The sequence below is a fragment of the Allobrachymonas wangyanguii genome (assembly GCF_045055315.1).
GTDB classification, from domain to species: Bacteria; Pseudomonadota; Gammaproteobacteria; order Burkholderiales; family Burkholderiaceae_C; genus Brachymonas; species Brachymonas wangyanguii.
Genome location: NZ_CP173677.1, coordinates 283,941 through 307,240, shown reverse-complemented (window position 1 = coordinate 307,240; position 23,300 = coordinate 283,941). Strand labels below are relative to the sequence as shown.

The 23,300-nt window shown below is 65.2% G+C and carries 21 protein-coding genes and 1 pseudogene; 8 read left to right on the top strand and 14 right to left on the bottom strand.

From position 1 onward, the window contains the following. Positions 1-17: 17 nt before the first annotated feature. From ACI3EV_RS01415 to ACI3EV_RS01390, 6 genes are all read left to right on the top strand, one after another. Positions 18-914, top strand: a complete 897-nt coding sequence (locus ACI3EV_RS01415) for a U32 family peptidase (protein ID WP_329770756.1) — start codon at positions 18-20, stop codon at positions 912-914. Between the two features lie 17 nt (positions 915-931). Then, complete coding sequence (locus ACI3EV_RS01410) at positions 932-1,462, top strand: SCP2 domain-containing protein (protein WP_405198010.1); 531 nt, start codon at positions 932-934, stop codon at positions 1,460-1,462. Between the two features lie 17 nt (positions 1,463-1,479). Continuing rightward, positions 1,480-1,911 carry a putative zinc-binding protein gene (locus tag ACI3EV_RS01405; RefSeq protein WP_329770678.1) on the top strand — a complete coding sequence of 144 codons (432 nt, stop codon included), beginning with the start codon at positions 1,480-1,482 and terminating at the stop codon, positions 1,909-1,911. Next, the gene (locus ACI3EV_RS01400) at positions 1,908-2,510 is read left to right on the top strand and encodes a UbiX family flavin prenyltransferase (protein WP_329770677.1); all 603 of its coding nucleotides are present in this window, start codon (positions 1,908-1,910) and stop codon (positions 2,508-2,510) included. The genes ACI3EV_RS01405 and ACI3EV_RS01400 overlap by 4 nt, the downstream gene beginning before the upstream one ends. 12 nt (positions 2,511-2,522) lie before the next feature. Continuing rightward, positions 2,523-3,995: a UbiD family decarboxylase gene (locus ACI3EV_RS01395; RefSeq protein WP_329770676.1), complete on the top strand. Its 1,473-nt coding sequence runs from the start codon at positions 2,523-2,525 to the stop codon at positions 3,993-3,995. A gap of 195 nt (positions 3,996-4,190) precedes the next feature. Next, on the top strand, positions 4,191-5,564 hold the full coding sequence (locus ACI3EV_RS01390; protein WP_337691943.1) for an MFS transporter: 1,374 nt from the start codon (positions 4,191-4,193) through the stop codon (positions 5,562-5,564). 583 nt (positions 5,565-6,147) lie between these two features. Here the strand turns inward: ACI3EV_RS01390 and paaE are convergent. The 14 genes and pseudogenes from paaE to ACI3EV_RS01320 all read right to left on the bottom strand — a co-directional run bounded on the left by paaE (position 6,148) and on the right by ACI3EV_RS01320 (position 20,286). Next, positions 6,148-7,245 carry a 1,2-phenylacetyl-CoA epoxidase subunit PaaE gene (gene paaE, locus ACI3EV_RS01385; RefSeq protein WP_329770674.1) on the bottom strand — a complete coding sequence of 366 codons (1,098 nt, stop codon included), beginning with the start codon at positions 7,243-7,245 and terminating at the stop codon, positions 6,148-6,150. Between the two features lie 20 nt (positions 7,246-7,265). Next, positions 7,266-7,796, bottom strand: a complete 531-nt coding sequence (paaD, locus tag ACI3EV_RS01380; RefSeq protein ID WP_329770672.1) for a 1,2-phenylacetyl-CoA epoxidase subunit PaaD — start codon at positions 7,794-7,796, stop codon at positions 7,266-7,268. A gap of 4 nt (positions 7,797-7,800) precedes the next feature. Beyond that, the gene (paaC, locus tag ACI3EV_RS01375) at positions 7,801-8,586 is read right to left on the bottom strand and encodes a 1,2-phenylacetyl-CoA epoxidase subunit PaaC (protein ID WP_329770671.1); all 786 of its coding nucleotides are present in this window, start codon (positions 8,584-8,586) and stop codon (positions 7,801-7,803) included. Next, positions 8,586-8,879, bottom strand: coding sequence for a 1,2-phenylacetyl-CoA epoxidase subunit PaaB (gene paaB, locus ACI3EV_RS01370; RefSeq protein WP_018715823.1), 294 nt, complete (start codon positions 8,877-8,879; stop codon positions 8,586-8,588). Before paaB ends, paaC begins: the two co-directional genes overlap by 1 nt. Beyond that, positions 8,876-9,886: a 1,2-phenylacetyl-CoA epoxidase subunit PaaA gene (gene paaA / locus ACI3EV_RS01365; RefSeq protein ID WP_329770670.1), complete on the bottom strand. Its 1,011-nt coding sequence runs from the start codon at positions 9,884-9,886 to the stop codon at positions 8,876-8,878. Before paaA ends, paaB begins: the two co-directional genes overlap by 4 nt. Before the next feature lie 48 nt (positions 9,887-9,934). Further along, entirely contained in the window at positions 9,935-10,723 is a 789-nt protein-coding gene (locus ACI3EV_RS01360) for an enoyl-CoA hydratase/isomerase family protein (RefSeq protein WP_329770669.1), read from the bottom strand. 14 nt (positions 10,724-10,737) lie between these two features. Further along, the gene (gene pcaF / locus ACI3EV_RS01355; protein ID WP_337691944.1) at positions 10,738-11,943 is read right to left on the bottom strand and encodes a 3-oxoadipyl-CoA thiolase; all 1,206 of its coding nucleotides are present in this window, start codon (positions 11,941-11,943) and stop codon (positions 10,738-10,740) included. 12 nt (positions 11,944-11,955) lie between these two features. After that, positions 11,956-13,284: a phenylacetate--CoA ligase PaaK gene (gene paaK / locus ACI3EV_RS01350; protein ID WP_329770667.1), complete on the bottom strand. Its 1,329-nt coding sequence runs from the start codon at positions 13,282-13,284 to the stop codon at positions 11,956-11,958. Positions 13,285-13,327: 43 nt separating this feature from the next. Then, positions 13,328-13,795, bottom strand: coding sequence for a hydroxyphenylacetyl-CoA thioesterase PaaI (gene paaI / locus ACI3EV_RS01345; protein WP_329770666.1), 468 nt, complete (start codon positions 13,793-13,795; stop codon positions 13,328-13,330). Beyond that, positions 13,788-15,317 carry a 3-hydroxyacyl-CoA dehydrogenase PaaH gene (gene paaH, locus ACI3EV_RS01340; RefSeq protein ID WP_337691945.1) on the bottom strand — a complete coding sequence of 510 codons (1,530 nt, stop codon included), beginning with the start codon at positions 15,315-15,317 and terminating at the stop codon, positions 13,788-13,790. The genes paaI and paaH overlap by 8 nt, the downstream gene beginning before the upstream one ends. 2 nt (positions 15,318-15,319) lie before the next feature. Beyond that, on the bottom strand, positions 15,320-16,120 hold the full coding sequence (locus ACI3EV_RS01335) for an enoyl-CoA hydratase-related protein (protein WP_329770664.1): 801 nt from the start codon (positions 16,118-16,120) through the stop codon (positions 15,320-15,322). Positions 16,121-16,130: 10 nt separating this feature from the next. After that, positions 16,131-17,798, bottom strand: a complete 1,668-nt coding sequence (paaN, locus tag ACI3EV_RS01330) for a phenylacetic acid degradation protein PaaN (protein WP_337691946.1) — start codon at positions 17,796-17,798, stop codon at positions 16,131-16,133. Between the two features lie 294 nt (positions 17,799-18,092). Beyond that, a pseudogene (locus ACI3EV_RS01325) lies at positions 18,093-19,076 on the bottom strand (pseudouridine synthase); the annotation flags it as partial. Between the two features lie 451 nt (positions 19,077-19,527). Further along, on the bottom strand, positions 19,528-20,286 hold the full coding sequence (locus ACI3EV_RS01320; protein WP_329770662.1) for a Crp/Fnr family transcriptional regulator: 759 nt from the start codon (positions 20,284-20,286) through the stop codon (positions 19,528-19,530). 258 nt (positions 20,287-20,544) lie between these two features. On the opposite strand from ACI3EV_RS01320, the gene ACI3EV_RS01315 reads away from it, so the two are divergent. Then, positions 20,545-22,479, top strand: a complete 1,935-nt coding sequence (locus tag ACI3EV_RS01315) for an AMP-binding protein (protein WP_329770661.1) — start codon at positions 20,545-20,547, stop codon at positions 22,477-22,479. 24 nt (positions 22,480-22,503) lie between these two features. Beyond that, the gene (locus tag ACI3EV_RS01310) at positions 22,504-23,289 is read left to right on the top strand and encodes an ABC transporter ATP-binding protein (protein WP_329770660.1); all 786 of its coding nucleotides are present in this window, start codon (positions 22,504-22,506) and stop codon (positions 23,287-23,289) included. Positions 23,290-23,300: the final 11 nt, after the last annotated feature.

Here is a 23,300-nt window from a genome sequence, read left to right as displayed (position 1 = left end):
CCGATTCCCCTTCCCGCATGCAACTGGCCCTGGGGCCGCTGCTCTACTACTGGCCACGCGACACCGTATTCGACTTCTACCAGCAGATGGCCGAGGCCCCGGTGGACATCGTCTACCTGGGCGAAGCGGTCTGTTCGCGCCGCCACGAGCTGCGCCTGAGCGACTGGATCGACGTCGCCCGCATGCTGCGCGATGCCGGCAAGCAGGCGATTCTCTCGACCCAGGTGCTGGTCGAGTCCAGCGCCGATGCCGCCACCGCGCGCCGCATCATCGACAACGGCGAATTCCTGGTCGAAGCGAATGACATGGGCGCGGTGCAGATGGTGGCCGGCAAGCTGCCCTTTGTCGCCGGCCCGCACCTGAACCTGTACAACCAGCCAACGCTGCAGTGGATGGCCGATCTCGGCGCCACGCGCTGGCTGCCGCCGCTGGAGCTGAACCAGACCGATCTGCAGTCGCTGCAGCAACTGCGCCCGGCCGGCCTGCAGACCGAAATCTTTGCCCTCGGCCGCATGCCGCTGGCGTTTTCGGCACGCTGCTTTACCGCACGCCACCGCAATCTGCCCAAGGACGATTGCCAGTTCAGCTGCATCGACTATCCCGACGGCCTGCTGCTGCAAACGCGTGATGGCGAAGCCTTCCTCACGCTCAACGGCATCCAGACGCAATCCGCCCATGTCTGCAACCTGGTGCAGGAACTGCCGGCGCTGCAGGCCATGGGCGTGGACGTGCTGCGCCTGAGCCCGCAATCGCAGCACATGGCCACGCTGGTGCAGCTCTGGCGCGATGCCCTCGAGCAGCGCCTGACACCGGCCGAAGCCCACGCGCAGATGCTGCCGCTGCTGCCGGACCAGCCCTGCAACGGCTACTGGCATGGCCGCTCCGGCATGGAGCAGGTCAGCGTGCCGGCCTGATCGCCTCCCGGAGAGCCATGATGTCTTCTACCCACCTGATCCCCGATGATTTCACCCTGCCCGCACCGGTGTCGGGCGTGCTGCAGCGCCTGCCGCGCTGGCCCGGTGCCCTGCTGTTTGTCGGCGCGCTGAACCTGACGCTGGCACGCCAGCTGCCGGAAGACGTGGCCGAAGCCTTGCAGGGCCGCACGCTGCGGCTGGCCGTGCGCGATGCCGGCGTGCACTGCGACTTTTGCTGGCAGGGCACGCGCTTTGCGCCGCTGCACCGGGTGCAGGGCACACCGGACCTGATCATCCGTGCCCACGCCAGTGATTTCATCGCGCTGGCGCGCCGCTCGCAGGATCCTGATACGCTGTTCTTCAACCGGCGCCTGAGCATGGAAGGCGATACCGAACTCGGCCTGATGGTCAAGAACACCCTCGACGCCATGGAGCTGCCGGTGTTCGACCCGCGCCAGTTCCAGCTGTCCGATCTGCGCCGCCTGCCGCGCCCGCCACATCCGCGTGCGCTGTTGCAACGCCTGCGGGAGCGACTGCCGCCCCGCTGAGAGTCCAAGGAGGTCTCATGTCCAAGCCCCGTGACCAGCAAGCCCTGGTGTATTCCTGCTCCGGTTGTTCCAGCGCTGCCCAGCTGGCCAACCACGTCGCCCTGCAACTCGACCGCCGTGGCGTGGCCGAGATGTCCTGCATTGCCGGCGTAGGCGGTGATGTGCCTTCGCTGGTCAAGCTGGCCGCTTCGGGGCGTCCGATCATCGCGCTGGACGGCTGCCAGCTGCAGTGCGTGCACAACACGCTGGCACGCCACCAGATCACGCCGGACCGCCATTTCCAGCTGCAGGAACAGGGCGTGCGCAAGAAGCTGCACCAGGATTTCGATCCGGAACAGGCCGAAGAAGTGATCGGCCATGTCATCGCCGACATCACCGCCACGCCGCTGCCCGAACGCAACCAGTCTGCCGGCGTCCAGCCGAAGGCGAAAGACAGCGACGCCGCATGAACCCGCGGCGCATCGTGGTCGGCATCTCCGGCGCCAGCGGTGCCGTGCTGGCGGTGCGCCTGCTGCAGGCCCTGCAGACGCTGCCCGGGATCGAGACCCATGTCACCGTCAGCGATGCCGCCTGGCTCACGCTGCGCCACGAACTGGACCTGGGGCCAGCCGATATCGCCGCGCTGGCGCACCAGATCCACGACATCAACGCCGTTGGTGCCACCATTGCCAGCGGCTCGTTCCGCTGCAGTGCTATGGTGATCGCGCCCTGCTCGATGCGCACCCTGGGCGCGATCGCGCACGGTCTGGGCGACAACCTGCTGACGCGCGCCGCCGACGTCATGCTGAAGGAGCGCCGTCGCCTGGTGCTGGTGGCGCGCGAGGCGCCGCTGAACCTGGCGCACCTGCGCAACATGACCAGCGTGACCGAAATGGGTGCCATCATCTACCCGCCGGTGCCGGCGTTCTACCAGCATCCGCAGACCATGGAAGACATGGTGCGCCACTGCGTGGCCCGGCTGCTGGACCTGATCGACGTACCGCATGCGCTCGCGGCAGGCTGGAGCGGCCTGCCCGACGCCGACATGCCAGCCCCGACCCCGCATTGACCCGCCCCGACCATGTACCGCGACCTGCGTGATTTCATCCAGCAGCTGGAAAGTGCCGGCCAGCTGCGCCGCATCCACAAGCCGGTCTCGCCCTATCTGGAAATGACGGCTGTCTGCGACCACACCTTGCGCCAGGGCGGCCCGGCACTGCTATTCACCCAGCCCACCGGCCACCAGCACCCGGTGCTCGGCAACCTGTTCGGCACGCAGCAGCGCGTGATGCAGGCCATGGGCGTGCAGTCGCTGGCGCAGGTGCGCGAACTGGGCCACGTGCTGGCCGACATGAAGGAGCCATCCGCGCCGCAAGGCCTGCGCGAGATGCTCGGCATGAGCGGCCTGCTCAAGTCGCTCTGGCACATGGCACCGCGCACCGTGGCGCATCCGCCCTGCCAGCAGATCGTGCAACAGGGCGACGAGGTCGACCTGACGGCACTGCCGATCCAGCACTGCTGGCCCGGCGATGTGGCGCCGCTGGTGACCTGGGGCCTGACCATCACGCGTGGCCCGCACAAACCGCGCCAGAACCTGGGCATCTACCGCCAGCAGCTGCTGTCGCGCCATCAGCTGATCATGCGCTGGCTGCCGCATCGCGGCGGCGCACTGGACTTCCGCGAGCATGCGCTGGCGCATCCGGGCCAGCCGTTCCCGGTAGCGGTGGCGCTCGGTGCCGATCCGGCCGCGCTGCTCGGTGCCGTGGTGCCGGTGCCTGATGCCCTGTCCGAATATCAGTTCGCCGGCCTGCTGCGCGGCAGCAAGACCGAAGTCGCCCGGGCGCTGGGCAGCACGCTGCAGGTGCCGGCGCATGCCGAAATCGTGCTCGAAGGCCATATCCAGCCCGACGCCAGCCACCCGAGCGGCTATGCACATGCACTGGAAGGTCCGTATGGCGACCACACCGGCTACTACAACGAGCAGGCCGAGTTCCCGGTGTTCACCGTGGACCGCATCACGCAGCGCCACGATGCGATCTACCACTCGACCTACACCGGCCGCCCGCCGGACGAGCCGGCCGTCCTCGGCCAGGTGCTCAACGAGCTGTTCGTGCCGCTGCTGCAGCGCCACCTGCCGGAAGTGACCGATTTCTACCTGCCGCCCGAAGGCTGCAGCTACCGCATGGCAGTGGTGCAGGTACGCAAGGCCTACCCCGGTCACGCGCGCCGCGTGATGATGGGCATCTGGGGGCATCTGCGCCAGTTCATGTACACCAAGTTCATCATCGTGGTAGACGAGGACGTGGACATCCGCAACTGGAACGACGTGGTCTGGGCCATGACCACGCGCTGCGACCCGGCGCGCGACACCATGCTGGTGGAAAACACCCCGATCGACTACCTCGACTTCGCCTCGCCCGTCAGCGGCCTGGGCAGCAAGATGGGGCTGGACGCCACCAACAAGTGGCCGGGTGAAACCACGCGCGAATGGGGCCGGCCCATCAGCATGCCGGCCGAGGTGCTGAACCGGGTAGAAGCGCTACTGGTGCCGTGACGCCAGCTGGCCGACACTGGTGCCAGTGCAGCCTCCCGCTCCCGGCCCCGGATTGACGGCTGCACGCAACATTCCGGCCGCCAACGTGACACATTTGATTATCGCTTTCCCTAGGTTTTGGTAACACGTTGTGGCTCCGCTGATATAGTTCGCGCTTATTGAGCGATTCTTGATCTAAATCAATCTGGAGACCCCATGAGTCAAACCACCACGGCCGGCAACCCGGTCATCGATATCGGGCACGCGCTCGACCAGGGACCGTTTACCGCCCTGCAGAAAGGCGTGATCTTCCTGTGCGCCATGGCCATCGTGCTGGATGGCTTTGACGGTCAGCTGATCGGCTTTGCCATTCCGATGATCATCAAGGAATGGGGCATCACGCGTGCCGCCTTCGCCCCTGCCGTGGCCTCCGGCCTGATCGGCATGGCCGTCGGCATGGCCATGGCCGGCAGCATCGCCGACCGCATCGGCCGCCGCCTGGTACTGGCCTTCAGCGTGCTGCTGTTCGGTGCCGCTACCGTGGCCATCGGCTTTGCCCCGGATGTGCAGAGCATCATCATCCTGCGCTTCATCGCCGGCCTGGGCATTGGCGGCGCGCTGCCGAGCTGCTCCACCATGACGGCTGAATACGCCCCGGCGCGTTCGCGCACCATGGCGGTGACCATCTCCATCGTCTGCTTCCCGCTGGGTGGCATGCTGGCCGGCCTGTTTGCCGGCTGGGTGCTGCCGACTTACGGCTGGCGCGCGCTGTTCTGGATTGGCGGCGCCATCCCGATGGCCTTCAGCCTGGTGCTGTTCGCCTTCCTGCCGGAATCGCCGCGTTTCCTGGCCCGTCAGCGACAGCGCTGGCAGGAGCTGGTCAAGCTGCTGAACCGCCTGGAGCGCCCGACCCCGGCCAACGCCGAGTTCACCGATTCCCTGGAAGCCGCTGCTTCCGCCAACGCCAAGCAGGCCGTCGGCTTCAAGGGCCTGTTCACCAGCGATTATGCGCGTGACACCATCGGCCTGTGGCTGGCCTTCTTCATGGTCGTGCTGTCGCTGTACAGCGCCTACAGCTGGCTGCCGACAATGCTGACCAGCGAAGGCCTGCCGGTCGCACTGGCCAGCCAGGGCCTGACCGCCTACAACGTCGGTGGCGTGGTCGGTTCGCTGCTGTGTGCCCTGATCGTGAACCGCTTCGGCTCGCGCATCCCGATGATCATCATGGCGCTGCTGGCAGGTATCGTGGCGGTGGCCATGATGGGTATCGATACCAAGCAGGACACGCAGATGCTGATCACCGGCTTCGGTATCCACGGCCTGTTCGTGAGTGCCTCCCAGGTGCTGCTGTACGCCCTGTGTGCCTATGTCTACCCGACCGCGATCCGCGCTACCGGTACCGCCATGGCGCTGGCCGTGGGCCGTGGCGGCGGCATCGTGAGTGCCTTTATCGGCGCCGCCGTGATCACTGCTGCCGGTGCCAATGGCTTCCTGACGCTGCTGGCTGTGGGCATGTTCGGCTCGGCCTTCGCGCTGATGCTGATCAAGCGCCACATCCCGCCGGTCAGTGGCCGCATCACCAAGGTCTGAATCCCTGGCATGACACCAGTTTCCAAACGACTGGGCATGTAAACGGATCATGATCCCGCCAGGCCTGTCTGCTTGCAGACAGGCCTTTTTAGTGGACGCTGGGCTGGGGGATGCAGGCAGGAGCGCTTGTGCGTCTCTGGCGTGCCCAGACGTCCGCCAACGCCGCTCCAGAGCGTCGGCATACGTGTCCCCCGCCATCCTGTGGATCAAGGCTGCAGGCAGCCTCCTGACAGCAGAGCAGCATAGATCCCTTGGCTCACGCCCTGCTGATCGGGCAAATCACGAACTGACCAGCAGCCCTGCTGCCTCCCGTCATGCGTAGCCTTGGTGTGCTGACTGGCTGGTCTTGCTGCTTGCTGCCTTGCTGGCCCACCGTCGCACCCGGCCCGCCATGCCGCATCCCAGTGCAGCATGGTCGGCCATGGCGCACATCCGCTGCCGGCCTGCCGCAGAAGCACACAGACAGGCCACAGCCCTCACACACAAAGGGCTCCCCAGGCAGATGCCGGGGGAGCCCCAAAAAGAACGACCCGCCAACCGGCAAGGCCGGCGGGCGGGTCGATCAGGCTTGGCTAACGCTGGATCAGCGCTCGTCGAAGCTCAGAACCACGTTCGGGCTGGTAGCGCGCGCCTGGCAGCTCAGGACATAGCCCTGTGCCACTTCGTCGGCTTCCAGCGTGAAGTTCTTGTCCATCACGGTGTCGCCAGACACCACCTTGCAGCGGCAGGTGCAGCAGACACCGGCCTTGCAGGAGAACGGCAGATCCAGACCGGCATCCAGTGCGGCGTCCAGCAGGTGGTCGTCCGAGCTCACCGGGATCTCGTACTCCTTGCCGTCCAGCACCACGGTCATCATCTTGTCCTTGGCCGCAGCGATCTTGGCATCAGCCGCGTCGGAGTCAGCCTGCACCTTGGCCGCCTGGGCCGGAGAGGTGGCGAAGCGCTCGCTGTAGACACGGCTTTCGGGCACACCGGCAGCCACCAGGGCCGCAGCGGTAGCGTCGATCATCGCCTCGGGACCACAGATGAACACCTCGTCCATGCTCTTGGCCGGCAGCAGCGTGTCGATCAGGGCCTGCACCTTCTCGGCGTCGATGCGGCCTTGCAGCAGGTCCACTTCCTGCGCCTGGCGCGACAGGATGTGGATCATGGTGAAGCGGCCGGCGTAGCGGTCCTTCAGATCCTGCAGGGCTTCGTTGAACATCACGCTGGACATGCGGCGGTTGCCGTACACCAGGGTGAACTTGGACTCGGGCTGCTCTTCCAGCGTGGTCGCCGCGATCGACAGGATCGGGGTGATGCCGGAGCCGGCCGCAAAACCGACGCGGTGCAGGGCACGGGCCTTCTTGACCGTGAAACGGCCTTCGGGCGGCATCACCGACAGGGTCTGGCCGGGCTTGACGTTCTCGGCAGCCCAGTTGGAGAACAGGCCGTCGATCACCGGACGGATGCCGATCTCGATCTCGCCGTTGTTGGTGAAGCGGCTGCGCGAGCTGCTGATCGAGTAGTTGCGGCGCACATCCTGGCCATCGATGGTGGCGCGCACGGTCAGGAACTGACCGGGTTCGAACTGGAAGTCAGCGCGCTGGCTTTGCGGAATCTCGAAAGCGATGGCTACAGAGCCAGCCGCTTCCGGATTGACGCGCTTGACCTTCAGGTCATGAAAACGAGGAATGGACATGAAAGTCTCCCAATCTCTTTTTAATAGGGCTTGAAATAGTCGAAAGGCTCCTGGCAGTCCAGGCACTTGTAAAGGGCCTTGCAGGCAGTGGAGCCGAAGTGCGAGGATTCCGTCGTATTGCTGGAACCACACTTCGGGCAGGGCACCACCTCGGGCCTGCTGGCCTGGTGCACAAAGCGCAGCACGCTCTCCCCTGACAACGGCTGGCTGGCGCAACGGTTCTGCGGCGGCGCAATGCCGTAGGCCCGCAGTTTCTCGTGCGCTTCATCCGTCATCCAGTCGGTCGTCCAGGCCGGTGCCAGCTGGGTGACGACGCGGCCCTGCAGGCCGGCGGCCTGCAGCGTGGCGCTGACGTCATCCTCGATCTGGCCCATCGCCGGGCAGCCGCTGTAGGTAGGCGTGATCACCACTTCCAACCCCTCTTCCCCCATGCGGATATCGCGCAGGATGCCAAGCTCCCGCAGCGACACCACGGGGATTTCGGGGTCGGCCAACTGTTCCAGGGCGGCCCAGGCCGCCTGGACAGTGTCCTGATCGAACTGCGTACTCATGGCCTTACCAGCTGGCGCCCGGGTGGGCGCGTGCCAGACCCTGCATTTCGCTCAGCAGGAAGCCCAGATGTTCGGAGTGCACACCTTCCTTGCCCTGGGTGATGTAGCCACCCGGGAAGGCCGGACGCGTCAGCGTAGCCTGTGCCAGGGCGTCATTCACCAGCTCGTCCCACTGCGGGCGCAGCACGGCCATGTCGACACCGACGCCAGCTGCCAGGGCAGCCTGTTCCATCGCGGAGTTCTTCCAGAATTCCTCGGTGTAGGGCATCAGGTGGTCCAGGGCAGCCTGGGCGCGCTCGTGCGACTCTTCCGTGCCGTCACCCAGACGCACCAGCCAGTCACGCGAGTGACGCAGGTGGTAGCGCACTTCCTTCAGCGACTTGGCAGCGATGGCAGCCAGTTGCTCGTCGGAAGAAGACTGCAGGCGATCCCACACCAGCACCATCAGGGCGCTGTACAGGAAGTTGCGCACGATGGTGGTGCCGTAGTCCATGTTGGACTTGGCGTAACCGACCAGCGCGGAGTGGTGCGGCAGTTCCAGCAGCGTGTAGTTGCGGAAATCCGGCACATCGCGGAAATAGGCCAGCTGGTCTTCCGTCGCGCCGTTGCCGATGCGCTCGGCGGCCTGCTGGTACAGCAGGCGCGCCTGACCGATCAGGTCCAGGCTGACGTTCGCCAGGGCGATGTCTTCCTCGATCGCGGGGCCGTGGCCGCACCATTCGGCGTTGCGCTGGCCCAGCACCACGGCGTTGTCCGCCAGGTGCAACAGGTATTCAGTCGTTGCGCTCATTACATGTGCCCCACTTCTTCCGGGATCTCGTAGAAGGTCGGATGGCGGTAGATCTTGTCGGCGGCCGGATCGAACAGCTCGCCCTTGTCATCCGGGTTGCTGGCGGTAATCTTCTTGGATTCCACCACCCAGATGCTCACGCCTTCCTGGCGACGGGTGTACACATCACGTGCGGCTTCGAGGGCGTGCGCCGCGTCAGACGCGTGCAGGCTGCCACAGTGCTTGTGCTCCAGACCCTGCTTGCTGCGGACGAATACTTCCCACAGGGGCCAATCCTTAAGTTCGATGCTCATGCTGCCTCCTTGATTTGACGTTGCTGTTGCTTGCGGGCGTGGGCGTTTGCGGCTTCGCGAACCCATGCACCATCGTTGTGCGCTTTCACGCGGGTGGACAAACGCTCCTTGTTGCAAGGACCATTGCCGTTAACGGTTTCCCAGAATTCGTTCCAGTCGATCTGGCCGTAGTCGTAGTGACCACGCTCTTCGTTCCACTTCAGGTCCGGATCGGGCAGGGTCACGCCCAGCACCTTGGCCTGCGGCACGGTAGCGTCGATGAACTTCTGACGCAGATCGTCGTTGGAAACGCGCTTGATACCCCAGCGCATGCCCAGGGCACTGTTGGGGCTGTCGGCGTCCGGGGGGCCAAACATGGCCAGGCACTTCCACCACAGGCGGTTCACGGCGTCCTGCACCATGGCCTTCTGTGCTTCGGTACCCTGCATCATCACCAGCAGGCCTTCGTAGCCCTGGCGCTGGTGGAAGGATTCCTCTTTACACACGCGCACCATGGCACGGGCGTAAGGACCGTAGGAGCAGCGGCACAGCGGCACCTGGTTCATGATGGCGGCGCCATCCACCAGCCAGCCGATCACGCCAACGTCGGCCCAGTTCAGGGTCGGGTAGTTGAAGATGGAGCTGTACTTGGCCTTGCCGGAATGCAGGTCGTCCAGCATCTTGTCGCGGCCGGTACCCAGGGTTTCGGCAGCGCTGTACAGGTACAGGCCGTGACCGCCCTCGTCCTGCACCTTGGCGATCAGGATCGCCTTGCGCTTCAGGCTCGGAGCGCGGCTGATCCAGTTGCCTTCGGGCAGCATGCCGACGATTTCGCTGTGGGCGTGCTGGCTGATCTGGCGCACCAGGGTCTTGCGGTAAGCCTCGGGCATCCAGTCTTGCGGCTCGATGCGGCCGTCAGCGTCGATGCGGGCATCGAACTTGGCCATCTGCTCGGCCGATTCGGTAGACAGAACCGGTTTTTGCTGCTTGCCCGGCTCGTCCGAAACACTAAAGGACTGTGTATACATAGTGAAGTCTCCTTACTACTTGGGGAAATTGGAGTCGGCTGGGCAGCCTCAGGCAAGCCAGGATGGCTTGCGCTTCTCCAGGAATGCCCCGATTCCCTCGCGGGCTTCGGGGGTCGCACGCTGGCGCGCAATGCGCCGGGCAGTCTCTTCTCCAGCGGCTTCGCCAATCGGCAGGCCGTGGATCGCTGCCACCAGGTCCTTGGCCGCCTGCTGGGCGCCAGGGCCGCCGGTAAGCAGCGGTTCGACCACGGCCTTCACCGTGGCGTCCAGATCATCACGGGCGCACACTTCGTGCACCAGGCCGATCAGCTGGGCGCGCTCCGCGCTGAAGCGCTCGGCACTCTGGAAATAACGCAGCGACTGGCGCGGGCCGATGGCACGCAGCACATAGGGGCTGATCACCGCCGGGATGATGCCGAACTTGACTTCGGAGGTCGCGAAGCTCGCGTCATCGCTGGCCACCGCGATATCGCAGGCGGCGGCCAGGCCGGTGCCGCCACCCAGGGCTGCACCCTGGACGCGGGCTACGGTCGGCTTGGACATGGTGGCCATGCGGCGCAGCATGCCGGCAAAACGCAGGGCATCGGCGCGGTTCTCTTCCTCGGTGAAGGTGGAGGCACGCTTCATCCAGTTCAGGTCGGCGCCGGCAGAGAAATGCTTGCCCTTGCCGCCCAGCACCACCACGCGCACGCTGTCGTCCTGATCCAGCTCGGCAAACGCCTGATCCAGTTCGGCAATCAGCTGCTCGTCAAACGCGTTGAACACATCGGGGCGGTCCATCCACACGGTGGCGACCGCGCCGTCGCGCTCGATGCTCAGGGTCGTGTACTTGCTCATGCGGACACTCCGGCTCAGACGCTCTCGATGACCATGGCAATGCCCTGACCAACGCCAATGCACATGGTGCACAGCGCGTAGCGGCCGCCGCGACGCTTCAGCTCGTAGGCTGCGGTCGTCACCAGACGCGCACCGCTGGCACCCAGCGGGTGACCCATGGCGATGGCACCGCCATTCGGGTTCACGTGCTCGGCGTCATCGGCCAGGCCCAGATCGCGCACCACCGCCAGTGCCTGCGCGGCAAAGGCTTCGTTCAGCTCGATCACGTCCATCTGCGCCAGGGTCAGGCCGGTCTGGGCCAGCACCTTGCGCACGGCCGGAGCCGGGCCAAAGCCCATGATGCGCGGTGCCAGGCCAGCCGTGGCCATGCCGACGACGCGGGCGATCGGCTTCAGGCCGTACTTGCCAGCCGCCTGCTCGGAAGCCACCAGCAGCGCGCAGGCGCCGTCGTTGACGCCAGAGGCGTTGCCTGCAGTCACGGTCAGGTCAGGGCCGTTCACGCCCTTCAGCTTGGCCAGCTGCTCGATCGTGGTTTCCGGGCGCGGATGCTCGTCGGTCGTGAAGATGACCGGATCACCCTTCTTCTTGGGAATGGTAACGCTGATCAGCTCGTCGGCAAAGCGGCCGGCGGCGTTGGCGGCGGCCCAGCGCTGCTGCGAGCGCAGCGCCAGCGCGTCCTGGTCGGCGCGGCTGATGCCGAAATCGGCCGCCACGTTGTCAGCCGTCTGCGGCATGGAGTGCGTCTCGTACAGCTGCTTCATCGCCGGGTTGATGAAGCGCCAGCCGATCGTCGTGTCCTGCACGCTGTTGCTGCGGCTGAAGGCGGATTCGGCCTTGGGCATGACGAAAGGCGCGCGGCTCATGCTTTCCACGCCACCGGCGATCATCAGCTCGGCTTCGCCGGCCTTGATGGAACGCGCAGCCAGACCCACGGCGTCCATGCCGGAACCGCACAGGCGGTTCACGGTGGTACCGGGCACATCGACCGGCAGGCCGGCCAGCAGGCCGCTCATGCGGGCCACGTTGCGGTTGTCTTCGCCGGCCTGGTTGGCACAGCCATAGATGATGTCATCCACCAGATTCCATTCGACCTGGGGGTTGCGCTCCATCAGCGCCTTGATCGGCAGGGCACCCAGATCGTCGGCACGGACGCTGGACAGGGCACCGCCGTAACGGCCGATGGGCGTACGGATGGCATCACAGATAAAAGCCTGGTTCATGTCGGGAACTCCTTACAGTTGCTTCGGACGGTTGTCGAACACACGACGGGCCTTGCCGGTCATGGTGCGCGGCAGCGTGTCGAAATCGACCACGATCACCTTGGTGGAAATGCCGATGTTGGTCTTGATGTGGTGCGTCAGTTCCTTGGCGATGGCCGCCACTTCGTTCGGGCTCAGGTGGCCGGAGAACTCGCGCTGCAGTTCGCAGTGGACTTCCACGTTGTCCATGTGACCGGTACGGTTCAGGTGGATCTGGTAGACGCCAGCCAGACGCTTGTCGCGCAGGATCTGCTCTTCCACCTGGCTCGGGAACATGTTCACGCCACGCACGATCAGCATGTCGTCGGTACGCGCGCCGATCTTGCCGATGCGGCGGAAGGAGCGGGACGTCGGCGGCTGCAGGCTGGTCAGGTCACGCGTGCGGTAGCGGATCACCGGGAACGCTTCCTTGGTCAGGGAAGTGAACACCAGCTCGCCTTCGCTGCCGTCGGGCAGCACTTCGCCGGTTTCCGGATCGATGATTTCGGGGTAGAAGTGGTCTTCCCAGATCACCGGGCCGTCCTTGGTTTCCACGCACTCGCAGGCGACGCCCGGGCCCATGACTTCGGTCAGGCCATAGATGTCGATGGCGTCAATGCCCAGCTTGCGCTCGATTTCGCCACGCATGCCTTCGCCCCAAGGCTCGGCACCAAACACGCCGACGCGCAGGGAGATGTCCTTGGGATCGATGCCCAGGCGCTCGAATTCCTCGGCCACGACCAGCGAGTAGGACGGCGTCACCATGATGGCGTCCGGCTTGAAGTCCAGGATCTGCGCGACCTGCTTCTCGGTCTGGCCACCGGACATCGGCACCACAGTACAACCCAGGCGCTCGATGCCGTAGTGGGCACCCAGACCGCCGGTGAACATGCCGTAGCCGTAGGAGTTCTGCACCATGTCGCCCGGGCGCACGCCGGCGCCGTACAGGGAGCGGGCAATCAGGTCGGCCCAGTTGTCCAGGTCGTTGGCGGTATAGCCCACCACCACCGACTTGCCGGTGGTGCCGCTGGACGCGTGCACGCGTGCCACTTTCTCGCGCGGCACGGCCAGCAGGCCAAACGGGTAGTTGTCGCGCAGGTCGATCTTCGTCATGAAGGGGAATTTCGACAGGTCGGACAGCGTCTTCAGGTCATCCGGGTGCACGCCCTTCTCTTCACACTTGGCGCGGTAGGGAGCCACGTTGTCGTAGGCGTGGCGCACCGACCACTTCAGGCGCTCGAGCTGCAGCGCAGAGATTTCATCACGGCTGGCCGATTCGATCGCGTGCAGGCCCTTGCCGTTGGTTGCGGGTTGATGTTTCATGGATGTCTCCAGATTGTCTGTTGTGGGAGAAAAGTGCGACTGCTCAGGCCGCGTCAGTGAAGCTGGTGGTCACTTCGCCACGGATGCGATAGCTCTTGCCGCGGAACAGGGCCACGACCGGGCCACCGACCACGCTGACCGTGACGTCATAGACGCCAGTACGGCCGGAAGCGGAGCGCTCCTCGCCGCGCGCTTCGAGCAGATCGCCCTCGCGCGCCGGCGCCAGAAAATCGATATGGCAGGCCGAAGCCACCGTATTCAGGTTGTAGCTGTTGCAGGCGTAGGCAAACGCGGTGTCGGCCAGCGTGAAAATCATGCCGCCGTGCGCAATGTGGTGGCCGTTGGCCATGTCCGGACGCACGCGCATGCGCAGCGTGGCCTTGCCGGGCGTGACCTCGATGCGCTCCATGCCGAGGGCGTGGGCGGTGGCATCGCGTTGCCACATGGCATCGGCAGCCGCCGTGGCCAGTGCTTGGGCTTCCTGCGGCGTCAGTTCGGGTTGCTTATCCATGCTGCTTGCCTCCTGCCAGTACGGTCTGCTGGATCCAGGGCGAGACGCGATAGCGGTCTTCGCCGTAGAACGCGGCCAGGTTAGCCAGCACGTCACGCACATGCGCCAGGCCGACGTCTTGCGCCCAGGCCAGCGGGCCGCGCGGGTAGTTCACGCCCAGTTGCATGGCCACGTTAGTGCTCTCGACATCGCAGACGCCGGTATTGACTGCATCGGCCGCTTCGTTGGCCAGCATGGCGACGGTACGCATCACGGCCAGGCCGGGCACGTCACGCAGCACGGACACGGCGTAGCCGGCAGCCTGCAGCAGGCCGGTCACGGCCTCGGTGGCAGCAGCATCGGCCTGCAGCGCGGCGGCAATCGCCAGGCGCGTGGCCTTGGTGTAGTCCAGCGCCAGGTCCACCAGCACCAGGTTGTTGCAGCCCAAGGCATGGGCGCGCTGGGTGGCCGTGCGGCCATCGGTCAGGCAGAGCACGGTGTCGCCAATCTGCGCCACGCGGCCATCGGCCTGCGCCGGCTGCTGCGTGAAGGCCACGCCCGCCTGTTGCAGACGGCTGGCCAGTGCCTGTGCCAGCGGGCAGTCGCCATGCAGCACGATGTTGGCCGGTGCGGCCACGGCGGCAGCGGTTTGCGGTTGCGGCTTCTCGGCGCCTTCGGCGTAGTCGTAGAAACCACGGCCGGTCTTGCGGCCCAGGAAACCAGCATCCACCAGATCCTGCTGCATCAGCGAGGGCAGGAAGCGCTGGTCGTTGTAGAAGGCGTTCCAGACCGACTTGGTCACGGCAAAGTTCACGTCGTGGCCGATCATGTCCATCAGCTCGAACGGGCCCATGCGGAAGCTGCCAGCCTCGCGCAGGATCGCGTCCAGTGTGGCGATATCGGCCGCACCCTCGCCTGCCAGACGCAGGCTTTCGGCGTAGTAGGGACGCGCCACGCGGTTGACGATGAAGCCGGGCGTGGACTTGGCGTGCACCGGGGTCTTGCCCCAGGCAGCGGAAGTGTCATAGATGATCTCGGCCACCTGGCGGTCGGTAGCCAGGCCGGAGACGACTTCAACCAGCTTCATCAGCGGAGCCGGGTTGAAGAAGTGCATGCCGACCAGCTGCTGCGGACGCTTCAGCGCCGCGCCGATGGCGGTGACGGAGATCGAGGAGGTGTTGGTGGCCAGGATCGCGTCTGCAGCGACGATGTCTTCCAGTTCGGCAAACAGCTTGCGCTTGACGTCCAGGTTCTCGACGATGGCTTCGATCACCAGGGCGGCATCGGCAAATTCCTGGTTGCTGGCGGCCGGCAGCAGGCGTGCGCCGGCGGCTTCGGCCTCTTCGGCGCTCATGCGGCCTTTCTCGGCCAGCTTGCCGAACATCTTGCGGATGTTGGCAATCGCCTGTTCGGCGGCACCTTCACGGGCATCCAGCAGACGCACGGTGTGGCCAGCCTGGGCGGCGACCTGGGCAATGCCGGCGCCCATGGCACCAGCACCAATCACGGCAACCACACGGCTGGTGGGCAATGCTTGACTCATGTTCAGGCTCCGGTAAAGCGCGGTGCGCGTTTTTCCAGGAAGGCAGACACGCCTTCCACATAGTCGGCGCTGCGGCCCATTTCACGCATCAGCATGCCTTCCAGCGTCAGGTGCTGTTCCAGCGTGTGGCTGGAGGCAGTCAGCATGGCCTGGCGCGTGCGCACCAGGGCCTTGGTCGGCATGGCGGCCAGCTGGGCAGCCAGGGCGTCGATGCGGGCAGCGAAGTCGTCGTTCGGCACGGCTTCCCAGATCAGGCCCCACTCGGCGGCCTTGGTGGCCGGCAGCTTTTCGCCGGTCATGGCCAGGCCCATGGCGCGGGCAAAGCCCAGGCGCTGCGGCACGATCCAGGAGCAGGCGGTATCGGGAATCAGGCCGATCTTGGCGAACGGCAGCATGAAGGCGGCCGATTCGGTGGCCACCACCATGTCGCACACCAGCGCCAGGCTGGCGCCGGCACCGGCGGCGATGCCGTTGACGGCGGCGATGGTCGGCACGCGCAGGCTGGCCAGTTGCATCACCAGCGGCTTGTAGCGGCGTTCCACCACGTCACCCAGGTCGGGCGGCGTGCCTTCGCCGGGCACGAAGCGCACTTCGGCATCGGCCAGGTCCTGGCCAGCACAGAAGCCACGGCCATTGCCGGTCAGCACCAGCACGCGCACGCTGGCGTCGTCCTGCACCTGTTGCAGCGCAGCGCGCAGCTCGTCGTGCATGGTGCCGTTGAAGCTGTTCATCTTGTCCGGGCGATTCAGCGCCAGTCGCGCCACGCCCTGCTGGATGTCCAGCGTGATGGTTTCAAACGTCATGCCGGACTCCTCAGACGTGGTAGCGGCGCTGCACCACGCGGAAGCGGTTGGCCACGAAGGCGGAATCCGCATAGGAGGCGTTGGCAGACGGGTTGCCACCGGTGCCGTGGTAGTCGGAGAAAGCGGAAGACTGGTTCACGAACACGCCGCCCAGCAGGTTGATCGACAGGGCGACCTTGCCGCGCCAGGTGGCTTCGGTCATGGCGTCCAGGTAGTCCTGCTTGGTGGAGTAGACACCCACGGTCAGGGAGCCGTGCGTCTTGACGATGCGCTCGGACAGGGCCAGCGCGCCAGCGGCGTTGTCGGCCTTGACGACAAAGCTGATCGGGCCAAAGCGCTCTTCCATGTAGGCGGCTTCGTCGGCAGCGTCCACCGCCAGCAGCACCGGGGTGCGCACGTCGGCGTTCGGGAAATCGGGGTTGTCCAGCTTCTTGGAGGCCAGCACGACCTTGCCCAGCTGACCGCTGTTGGCCAGGTCGACACGCTCAGCCGTAGCCGTGGACTGCATCGCACCCAGCACGGCGTGGGCGACTTCCGGCTTGCCCAGGAAACGCTCGATGGAAGCACCCAGGTCGGCACAAACCTCGTCATAGCTCTTGTGACCCTGGTCGGTCTCGATGCCTTCTGCCGGCACGATCACGGCCTGGGTAGTGGTGCACATCTGGCCGGAGTACAGCGACAGGGTGAAGGCCAGGTTGTTCAGCATCGCCTTGTAGTTGTCGGTGGACTCGATCACCACATTGTTCACGCCAGCCAGCTCGGCGTAGACCTGCGCCTGGCGGCAGTTGTCGATCAGCCACTCGCCGAACACGTTGCTGCCGGTGAAGTCGATCGACTTGACGGATTCGTGCTGGGACAGGGCCTGGGTCACGCTGCGCTTTTCAGCGACGCACAGGGTCACCAGGTTGGGGTCGATGCCGTTCTCGGCCAGCACGGCGCGGATGGTGCGCACGGTGATGGCAGCCGGCAGGATGCCGTTGCTGTGCGGCTTGACGATCACGGCGTTGCCGGTGGACAGCGCAGCGAACAGGCCGGGGTAGGTGTTCCAGGTCGGGAAGGTGCCGCAACCGATCACCAGGCCGATACCGCGGCCAACGATCTCGAAGTGCTTCTTCATCACCAGCGCCGGGTTCTTGCCCTGCGGCTTTTCCCAGTGGGCGGTGGTTGGCACGAAGCTCTGCTCGCGCCAGGCGTAGGCCACGGCCTCAAGGCCACGGTCCAGCGCGTGGGCGGAACCGGCCTGGAAGGCCATCATCCAGCCCTGGCCGGTGGTCATCATGACGGCGTGGCCCATTTCAAAGGCCTGCTTGTGCAGACGATCCAGGATTTCCACGCAGATGCCCATGCGGCCTTCGGCGCCCACGGCCTGCCAGCCCTTCATGGCGTCCAGACCGGCAGCGATCAGTGCCTCGTGGTCGCACACCGGGTACTTGATGTTCATCTCGATGCCGTAGGGAGAGGCTTCGTTGCCACCCCAGCCAGTCTGGCCCGGCTGATCCAGTTCGAACTGCTTGCCCAGATGCGCCTCGAAGGCGGCCTTGCCATCAGCGGCAGCGGTTTCGCCGTAGAGCTTGGGGCTCGGCATCTCGGGATAGGGCGACCAGTAGCCGCGCGTGGCGATGGCGTTGAGGGCGCCATCCAGGGTAGCGCGGTGCTTTTCGAACAGGGGATGAGACATGTGCTAGCTCCAGAACTTGGGGGTAAGTGGGGAGAGCAGAGGCCGCATGACACGCCAAAACGACAACGTGCTACAGGCAATCTGCATTTCGAAGATTAAATGTATCACGTTTGATCCAAGTCAAATTAGTGGTTTCCCCTATACGTGACTCAGAATCGTGTTGCCAAGTGTTGATTCGGTGACATTTCAGAGACAGTTGGCAAGGGCCTGTCCTGAACATACACACTACCATGTACGACACAAAAAACCCGGCTTTCTTGCGAAGAGCCGGGTTAATCCCTGTCTGCCAGCGGGTCAGAACTGTTCGTGCGGACCGAGGTAGCGCCACTGCCCGACCGGCAGCTTGCCGAGCACCACCTGGCCGATGCGCACGCGCTTGAGGCCGACCACTTTCAGCCCGACCGCTTCGCACATGCGGCGGATCTGGCGCTTCTTGCCTTCGACCAGCACGAAGCGCAACTGCTCCAGGTTTTGCCAGTCCACCTGCGCCGGCTGTAGCGGCACGCCGTCCAGGCTCAGGCCATGGCGCAGCAGCGCGAGCTGGTCCGCCGGGAACACCGACTGCACGTCCTGACTGACGATGCCACGCGGCGACTGGTATTCGACGCGCACCAGGTATTCCTTGTCGGTGGTGCTGTCCTCGCCGATCAGCTGGCGCGCCACGCGGCCGTCCTGCGTCAGCACCAGCAGGCCGGTGGAATCGATGTCGAGTCGACCTGCCGGCGCCAGGCCGCGCAGCTGCTGCGGCTGGAAGCGCTGGCGCACCTGGCAGTCCTGCCAGCGGCTGGCGGCGCGGATCAGGCTGGCGGCGCTCTGGTAGCCGTCTTCGGGCTGGCCGCTGACATAGCCAACCGGCTTGTGGATCAGGATGGTGACGCGCTGCTCCTGCTGGCCACGCGCCGCCTTCTGCACGCGGATTTCGTCCTCGATACGGACGCGCTGGCCGGTTTCGGCTGCTTCGCCATTCACCAGCACCCAGCCTTGCGCGATCCATTCATCGGCCTCGCGGCGCGAGCACAGGCCAAGCTCGGCCATGCGCTTGTTGAGGCGGATGCCGGTGGTCAAGCTGGGCGCAGCAGCCGGGCGCGCACGCACCGGGGCGGCATCGGCCGGCAGGCGGTCGGTGGGTACGGCGGGCGCCAGCGGAGCGCGGCGTTCACGTGGCGGTTGCGCGGAAGCTGCATCGCGGTCACGATAGCGCCCTGCACCGTCGGCATCGCGCCAGCGGTCTTGCGGGCGCTCTTGTGGCCGCTCCTGGCGGTTGCGTTGCGGCGCACGCGAATCGGCATCGTCACGGCGACGCGCGCGCGGCGGGCGATCCGGGTCATCGCGCCAGGCACGACGCGGATGCTCGTCACGTTCTGGCCTGCCATCTTCCGGGCGGCGGCGCTGCGGCGGGCGATCCAGCTGGCGCGGCATCGGACGACCCTGGCCATCGGTCGGGGCGGCACCCTCGTGGCGTTTCATGCCGGCGCTGCGCAGCACCGGCTTGCCCTCCCCTTTCAGTGCAGAAGGATCGTCACTGCGCCAGACATTGGCACGCGGTGCCGGCGGCCGCAGTGCGGCGGCGCCGCCGTGCGAGCGGTAGCCCTTGCTGCGCATGCCACCGGACGGGGCCGGCTGGGCGGGCGTATCAGCAGGTTTAGACTTGGCCGGACGGTGCAGGACGGGACGGGAGGGCGGCTTGGAATCGGTCATGCGGCATTATCGCGCGCCGGCCCGCTGCTGGCTATTCCGCCTCGAAGGTTCCGCGCCGCAACAACTCCAGATCCGACACCAGCAAGCCGCCATAGCCAACCCGGATCGCGCCATGCGCCGCCAGCACGCGCAGCGCCTCGTTCACGCGCTGGCGTGACAGGCCTACCAGATAGGCCAGCTCCTGCTGCGTGATGCGCAGCATCTTGTCCGCCACCGTCGGGAACAGCACCGGGTTGAACAGCGCCGCGAGGTTGCGCGCCACGCGCACATCCGGACTGTCCAGCCGTTCCACCTCGCGCGCGGCGATGAACTGGCCGAGGCGCTCATTGAGTTGCCGCATGATGAAGCGGTTGAAGGCAATCGAGTGGTCCAGCAGCCAGTGGAAGGTCTCGATCGGCAGCACTGCCACCGTGCTGTTGCGCAAGGCCTGGATGTTGTAGCGATAGGGCTCACGCTTGATCAGCGTGCCCTCGCCAAACCAGCCGCCCGGCGCCAGGCCGGAGAAGGTGATGGTCTGCCCTTGCGAGCCGTCATTGCTCATCTTGAGCAGACCTTCGAGCAGGCCAAACCAGTAGGTTGGCGCGCGCCCGGTACGGCAGACCAGCTCGCCGGCATGCGCCTGCCCGACGCGCATGTCCTGCGCCACGCGCAGCTGGTGTTCCGGTTCCAGCAGCCGCCACCAGGTGATGTCCTGCAACTCTTCATGCGTGGCAAAACGGTGCCGCTCCAGCAGGGGCGGCACGCTGGAAGCAGTGGAAGCGACTGACGGGGCGGAAGATGGGGCGTACATGCTGGCTACAGGCCAAAAAGGGGAGACTGGAAAATTGTCAACAAGATGCTGTTTTAGCAGCAATGTGACACGGTAGCAAAACAACAGCCCTCCCCGCCATCAGGGTTATTCCCACAGAGGGATTGCCCTAGATTGTCAGCAAAAAGACACTCAAACAACAAAGTCACCGATAACATTCGCCAAAGACATTTAGCCCGTAGCGACTTGTTACTGACGCAACGGACTTCTACAAACACACGGAGACAACGAGGCAAGCGCATGACCATGACCTTCCCCCGATTGCTGCTGGAGCATGCAAGCCAGCGCCCCCAGGCCCACGCCCTGCGGGAAAAAGAATATGGCATCTGGCAGACCTGGAGCTGGCAGCGCGCTGCCGACGAGGTGCGCTGGATGGCCGGTGGCCTGGCCAGCCTGGGCTTCCAGGCCGGCCACAACATGGCTATCGTCGGCAACAACCGGCCGCACCTGTACCTGACCTTCCTGGCGGTGCAGAGCCTGCGCGGCATTCCGGTGCCGATGTACCAGGATGCGGTAGCCACTGAAATGGCTTTCGTGCTAGGCGATGCCGACATCCACTTCGTGTTTGCCGAAGACCAGGAGCAGGTCGACAAGATGCTGGAGCTGCGCGAAACCATGCCCGGCATCTCGCACATCATCTATGACGATCCGCGCGGCATGCGCAACTACAGCGAGCCGGGCCTGATCAGCGTGGACGAGCTGTTCGAACTGGGCCGCGCCTACGAGCAGCAGCATCCCGGCTTCTACCAGCAGTCGGTAGACCAGATCCAGCCCGATGACGTGTCGGTGATCCTGTACACCTCCGGCACCACCGGCAAGCCCAAGGGCGTGTGCCAGACGCATGCCAGCTTCATCGGTTCCGCGCGCGGTGGCCAGCAGGTCGACGGCCTGAACCCCGGCGACAACATGATCTGCTACCTGCCGCCGGCCTGGGTGGGTGACCACCTGTTCTCGATTGCGCAGTGGCTGGTGGCCGGCTTCACCATCAACTGCCCGGAATCGGCCGAAACGCTGAGCATCGACATGCGCGAAATCGGCCCAAGCTACTACTTCGCGCCGCCGCGCGTGTTCGAAGGCATGCTGACTTCGGTCTCGATCCGCATGGAAGACGCCAGCAAGCTCAAGCAGAAGATGTACAAGGCCGCCATGAACGTGGCGCAGCGCGTCGGCTCCGACATCCTGGACGGCAAGAGCGTGGGCACCGGCGACCGCATCAAGTATGCGCTGGGCAACTGGTTTGTCTACGGTCCGCTGAAGAACGTGATGGGCCTGAGCCGCATCCGCGTCGCCTACACCGCCGGTGCCGCCATCGGCCCGGACCTGTTCCGCTTCTTCCGCTCCATCGGCGTCAACCTCAAGCAGCTCTACGGCCAGACCGAGACCTGCGCCTATGTCTGCCTGCAGCAGAACGGCCGCGTCAAGCTCAACACCGTGGGCGAGGCCGCTCCCGGCATCGAGCTGAAGATTGCCGATAACGGCGAGGTGCTGGTCAAGGGCGTGTCGGTGCTCAAGGAGTACTACAAGCGCCCCGACGCCACCGCCGAGGTGATCGACGAGAACGGTTACTTCAAGACTGGCGATGCCGGCGTCATCGACAGCGATGGCCAGCTGCGCATCATCGACCGTGCCAAGGACGTGGGCAAGCTGGCCAGCGGCGCCATGTTCGCACCCAACTACATCGAGAACAAGCTCAAGTTCTTCCCGCAGATCAAGGAAGCGGTCTGCTTCGGCCACGACCGCGACAGCGTGATGGCCTTCATCAACATCGATTACGAAGCCGTCGGCAACTGGGCCGAGCGCCAGAACCTGCCCTATGGCGGTTATGTCGATCTAGCCGCCAAGCCGCAGGTGCTGGAGATGGTGCGCGAGTGCGTCGAGAAGGTCAACGCCGACCTGGCGCGCGAAGCCGGCATGGCCGATACCCAGATCGCCCGCTTCCTGGTGCTGCACAAGGAGCTGGATCCGGACGACGACGAGCTGACCCGTACCCGCAAGGTGCGCCGCGGCTTCATCTCCGACAAATACAAGGTGCTGGTGGACGCGCTGTACGAGGGCAAGTCCGAGCAGTTCATCGAGACCCAGGTGAAGTTCGACGATGGCCGCACCGGCAAGGTCAGCGCCACGCTGAAGCTCGCCGACGCCAAGACCTTCCCTGCCACCCAGGCCGCGGCCTGATCACGACCGACGGAAGACCGCAACATGACTACGAAAAAAATCGGCGACGTCATTCTTGACATCAAGAACATCAGCCTGCGCTTTGGCGGCGTGAAGGCACTGACCGACATCTCCTTCAACGTGCAGGAGCACGAGATCCGCGCCATCATCGGCCCCAACGGCGCCGGCAAGAGCTCGATGCTGAACTGCATCAACGGCGTCTACACCCCGACCGAAGGTTCCATCACCTTCCGTGGCAAGACCTTTGACCACATGAACAGCCGCCAGGTGGCCGAGATGGGCGTGGCCCGTACTTTCCAGAACCTGGCTCTGTTCAAGGGCATGAGCGTACTCGACAACATCATGTCCGGCCGCAACCTGAAGATCAAGAGCAACATCTTCCTGCAGGCACTGCGCTTCGGCCCGGCCGAGCGCGAGGAGATCCGCCACCGCGAATACGTGGAACGCATCATCGACTTCCTGGAAATCCAGGCCTTCCGCAAGACGCCGGTCGGCACCCTGCCCTACGGCCTGCAGAAGCGCGTCGACCTGGGCCGCGCACTGGCGATGGAGCCGCAGGTGCTGCTGCTGGACGAACCGATGGCCGGCATGAACGTCGAGGAAAAGCAGGACATGAGCCGCTTCATCCTGGACGTGAACGAGGAATTCGGCACCACCATCGTGCTGATCGAGCACGACATGGGCGTGGTGATGGACATTTCCGACCGCGTCGTGGTGCTGGACTACGGCAAGAAGATCGGTGACGGCAGCCCCGAAGAAGTGCGCAACAACGAAGACGTGATCCGGGCCTATCTGGGCTCCAGCCACTGAACCGGCGACCA

Excerpts from the sequence above, each read along its gene's own strand:
- ACI3EV_RS01395 (WP_329770676.1), top strand. The coding sequence starts at position 2,523 with ATGTACCGCGACCTGCGTGATTTCATCCAGCAGCTGGAAAGTGCCGGC.
- ACI3EV_RS01415 (WP_329770756.1), top strand. The coding sequence starts at position 18 with ATGCAACTGGCCCTGGGGCCGCTGCTCTACTACTGGCCACGCGACACC.
- paaD (WP_329770672.1), bottom strand. The coding sequence starts at position 7,796 with ATGAGTACGCAGTTCGATCAGGACACTGTCCAGGCGGCCTGGGCCGCC.
- pcaF (WP_337691944.1), bottom strand. The coding sequence starts at position 11,943 with ATGAACCAGGCTTTTATCTGTGATGCCATCCGTACGCCCATCGGCCGT.
- ACI3EV_RS01360 (WP_329770669.1), bottom strand. The coding sequence starts at position 10,723 with ATGAGCAAGTACACGACCCTGAGCATCGAGCGCGACGGCGCGGTCGCC.
- ACI3EV_RS01390 (WP_337691943.1), top strand. The coding sequence starts at position 4,191 with ATGAGTCAAACCACCACGGCCGGCAACCCGGTCATCGATATCGGGCAC.
- paaE (WP_329770674.1), bottom strand. The coding sequence starts at position 7,245 with ATGTCCATTCCTCGTTTTCATGACCTGAAGGTCAAGCGCGTCAATCCG.
- ACI3EV_RS01315 (WP_329770661.1), top strand. The coding sequence starts at position 20,545 with ATGACCATGACCTTCCCCCGATTGCTGCTGGAGCATGCAAGCCAGCGC.
- paaK (WP_329770667.1), bottom strand. The coding sequence starts at position 13,284 with ATGAAACATCAACCCGCAACCAACGGCAAGGGCCTGCACGCGATCGAA.
- ACI3EV_RS01410 (WP_405198010.1), top strand. The coding sequence starts at position 932 with ATGATGTCTTCTACCCACCTGATCCCCGATGATTTCACCCTGCCCGCA.
- paaB (WP_018715823.1), bottom strand. The coding sequence starts at position 8,879 with ATGAGCATCGAACTTAAGGATTGGCCCCTGTGGGAAGTATTCGTCCGC.
- paaC (WP_329770671.1), bottom strand. The coding sequence starts at position 8,586 with ATGAGCGCAACGACTGAATACCTGTTGCACCTGGCGGACAACGCCGTG.
- paaA (WP_329770670.1), bottom strand. The coding sequence starts at position 9,886 with ATGTATACACAGTCCTTTAGTGTTTCGGACGAGCCGGGCAAGCAGCAA.
- ACI3EV_RS01320 (WP_329770662.1), bottom strand. The coding sequence starts at position 20,286 with ATGTACGCCCCATCTTCCGCCCCGTCAGTCGCTTCCACTGCTTCCAGC.
- ACI3EV_RS01400 (WP_329770677.1), top strand. The coding sequence starts at position 1,908 with ATGAACCCGCGGCGCATCGTGGTCGGCATCTCCGGCGCCAGCGGTGCC.
- ACI3EV_RS01405 (WP_329770678.1), top strand. The coding sequence starts at position 1,480 with ATGTCCAAGCCCCGTGACCAGCAAGCCCTGGTGTATTCCTGCTCCGGT.
- paaI (WP_329770666.1), bottom strand. The coding sequence starts at position 13,795 with ATGGATAAGCAACCCGAACTGACGCCGCAGGAAGCCCAAGCACTGGCC.
- paaN (WP_337691946.1), bottom strand. The coding sequence starts at position 17,798 with ATGTCTCATCCCCTGTTCGAAAAGCACCGCGCTACCCTGGATGGCGCC.
- paaH (WP_337691945.1), bottom strand. The coding sequence starts at position 15,317 with ATGAGTCAAGCATTGCCCACCAGCCGTGTGGTTGCCGTGATTGGTGCT.
- ACI3EV_RS01335 (WP_329770664.1), bottom strand. The coding sequence starts at position 16,120 with ATGACGTTTGAAACCATCACGCTGGACATCCAGCAGGGCGTGGCGCGA.
- ACI3EV_RS01310 (WP_329770660.1), top strand. The coding sequence starts at position 22,504 with ATGACTACGAAAAAAATCGGCGACGTCATTCTTGACATCAAGAACATC.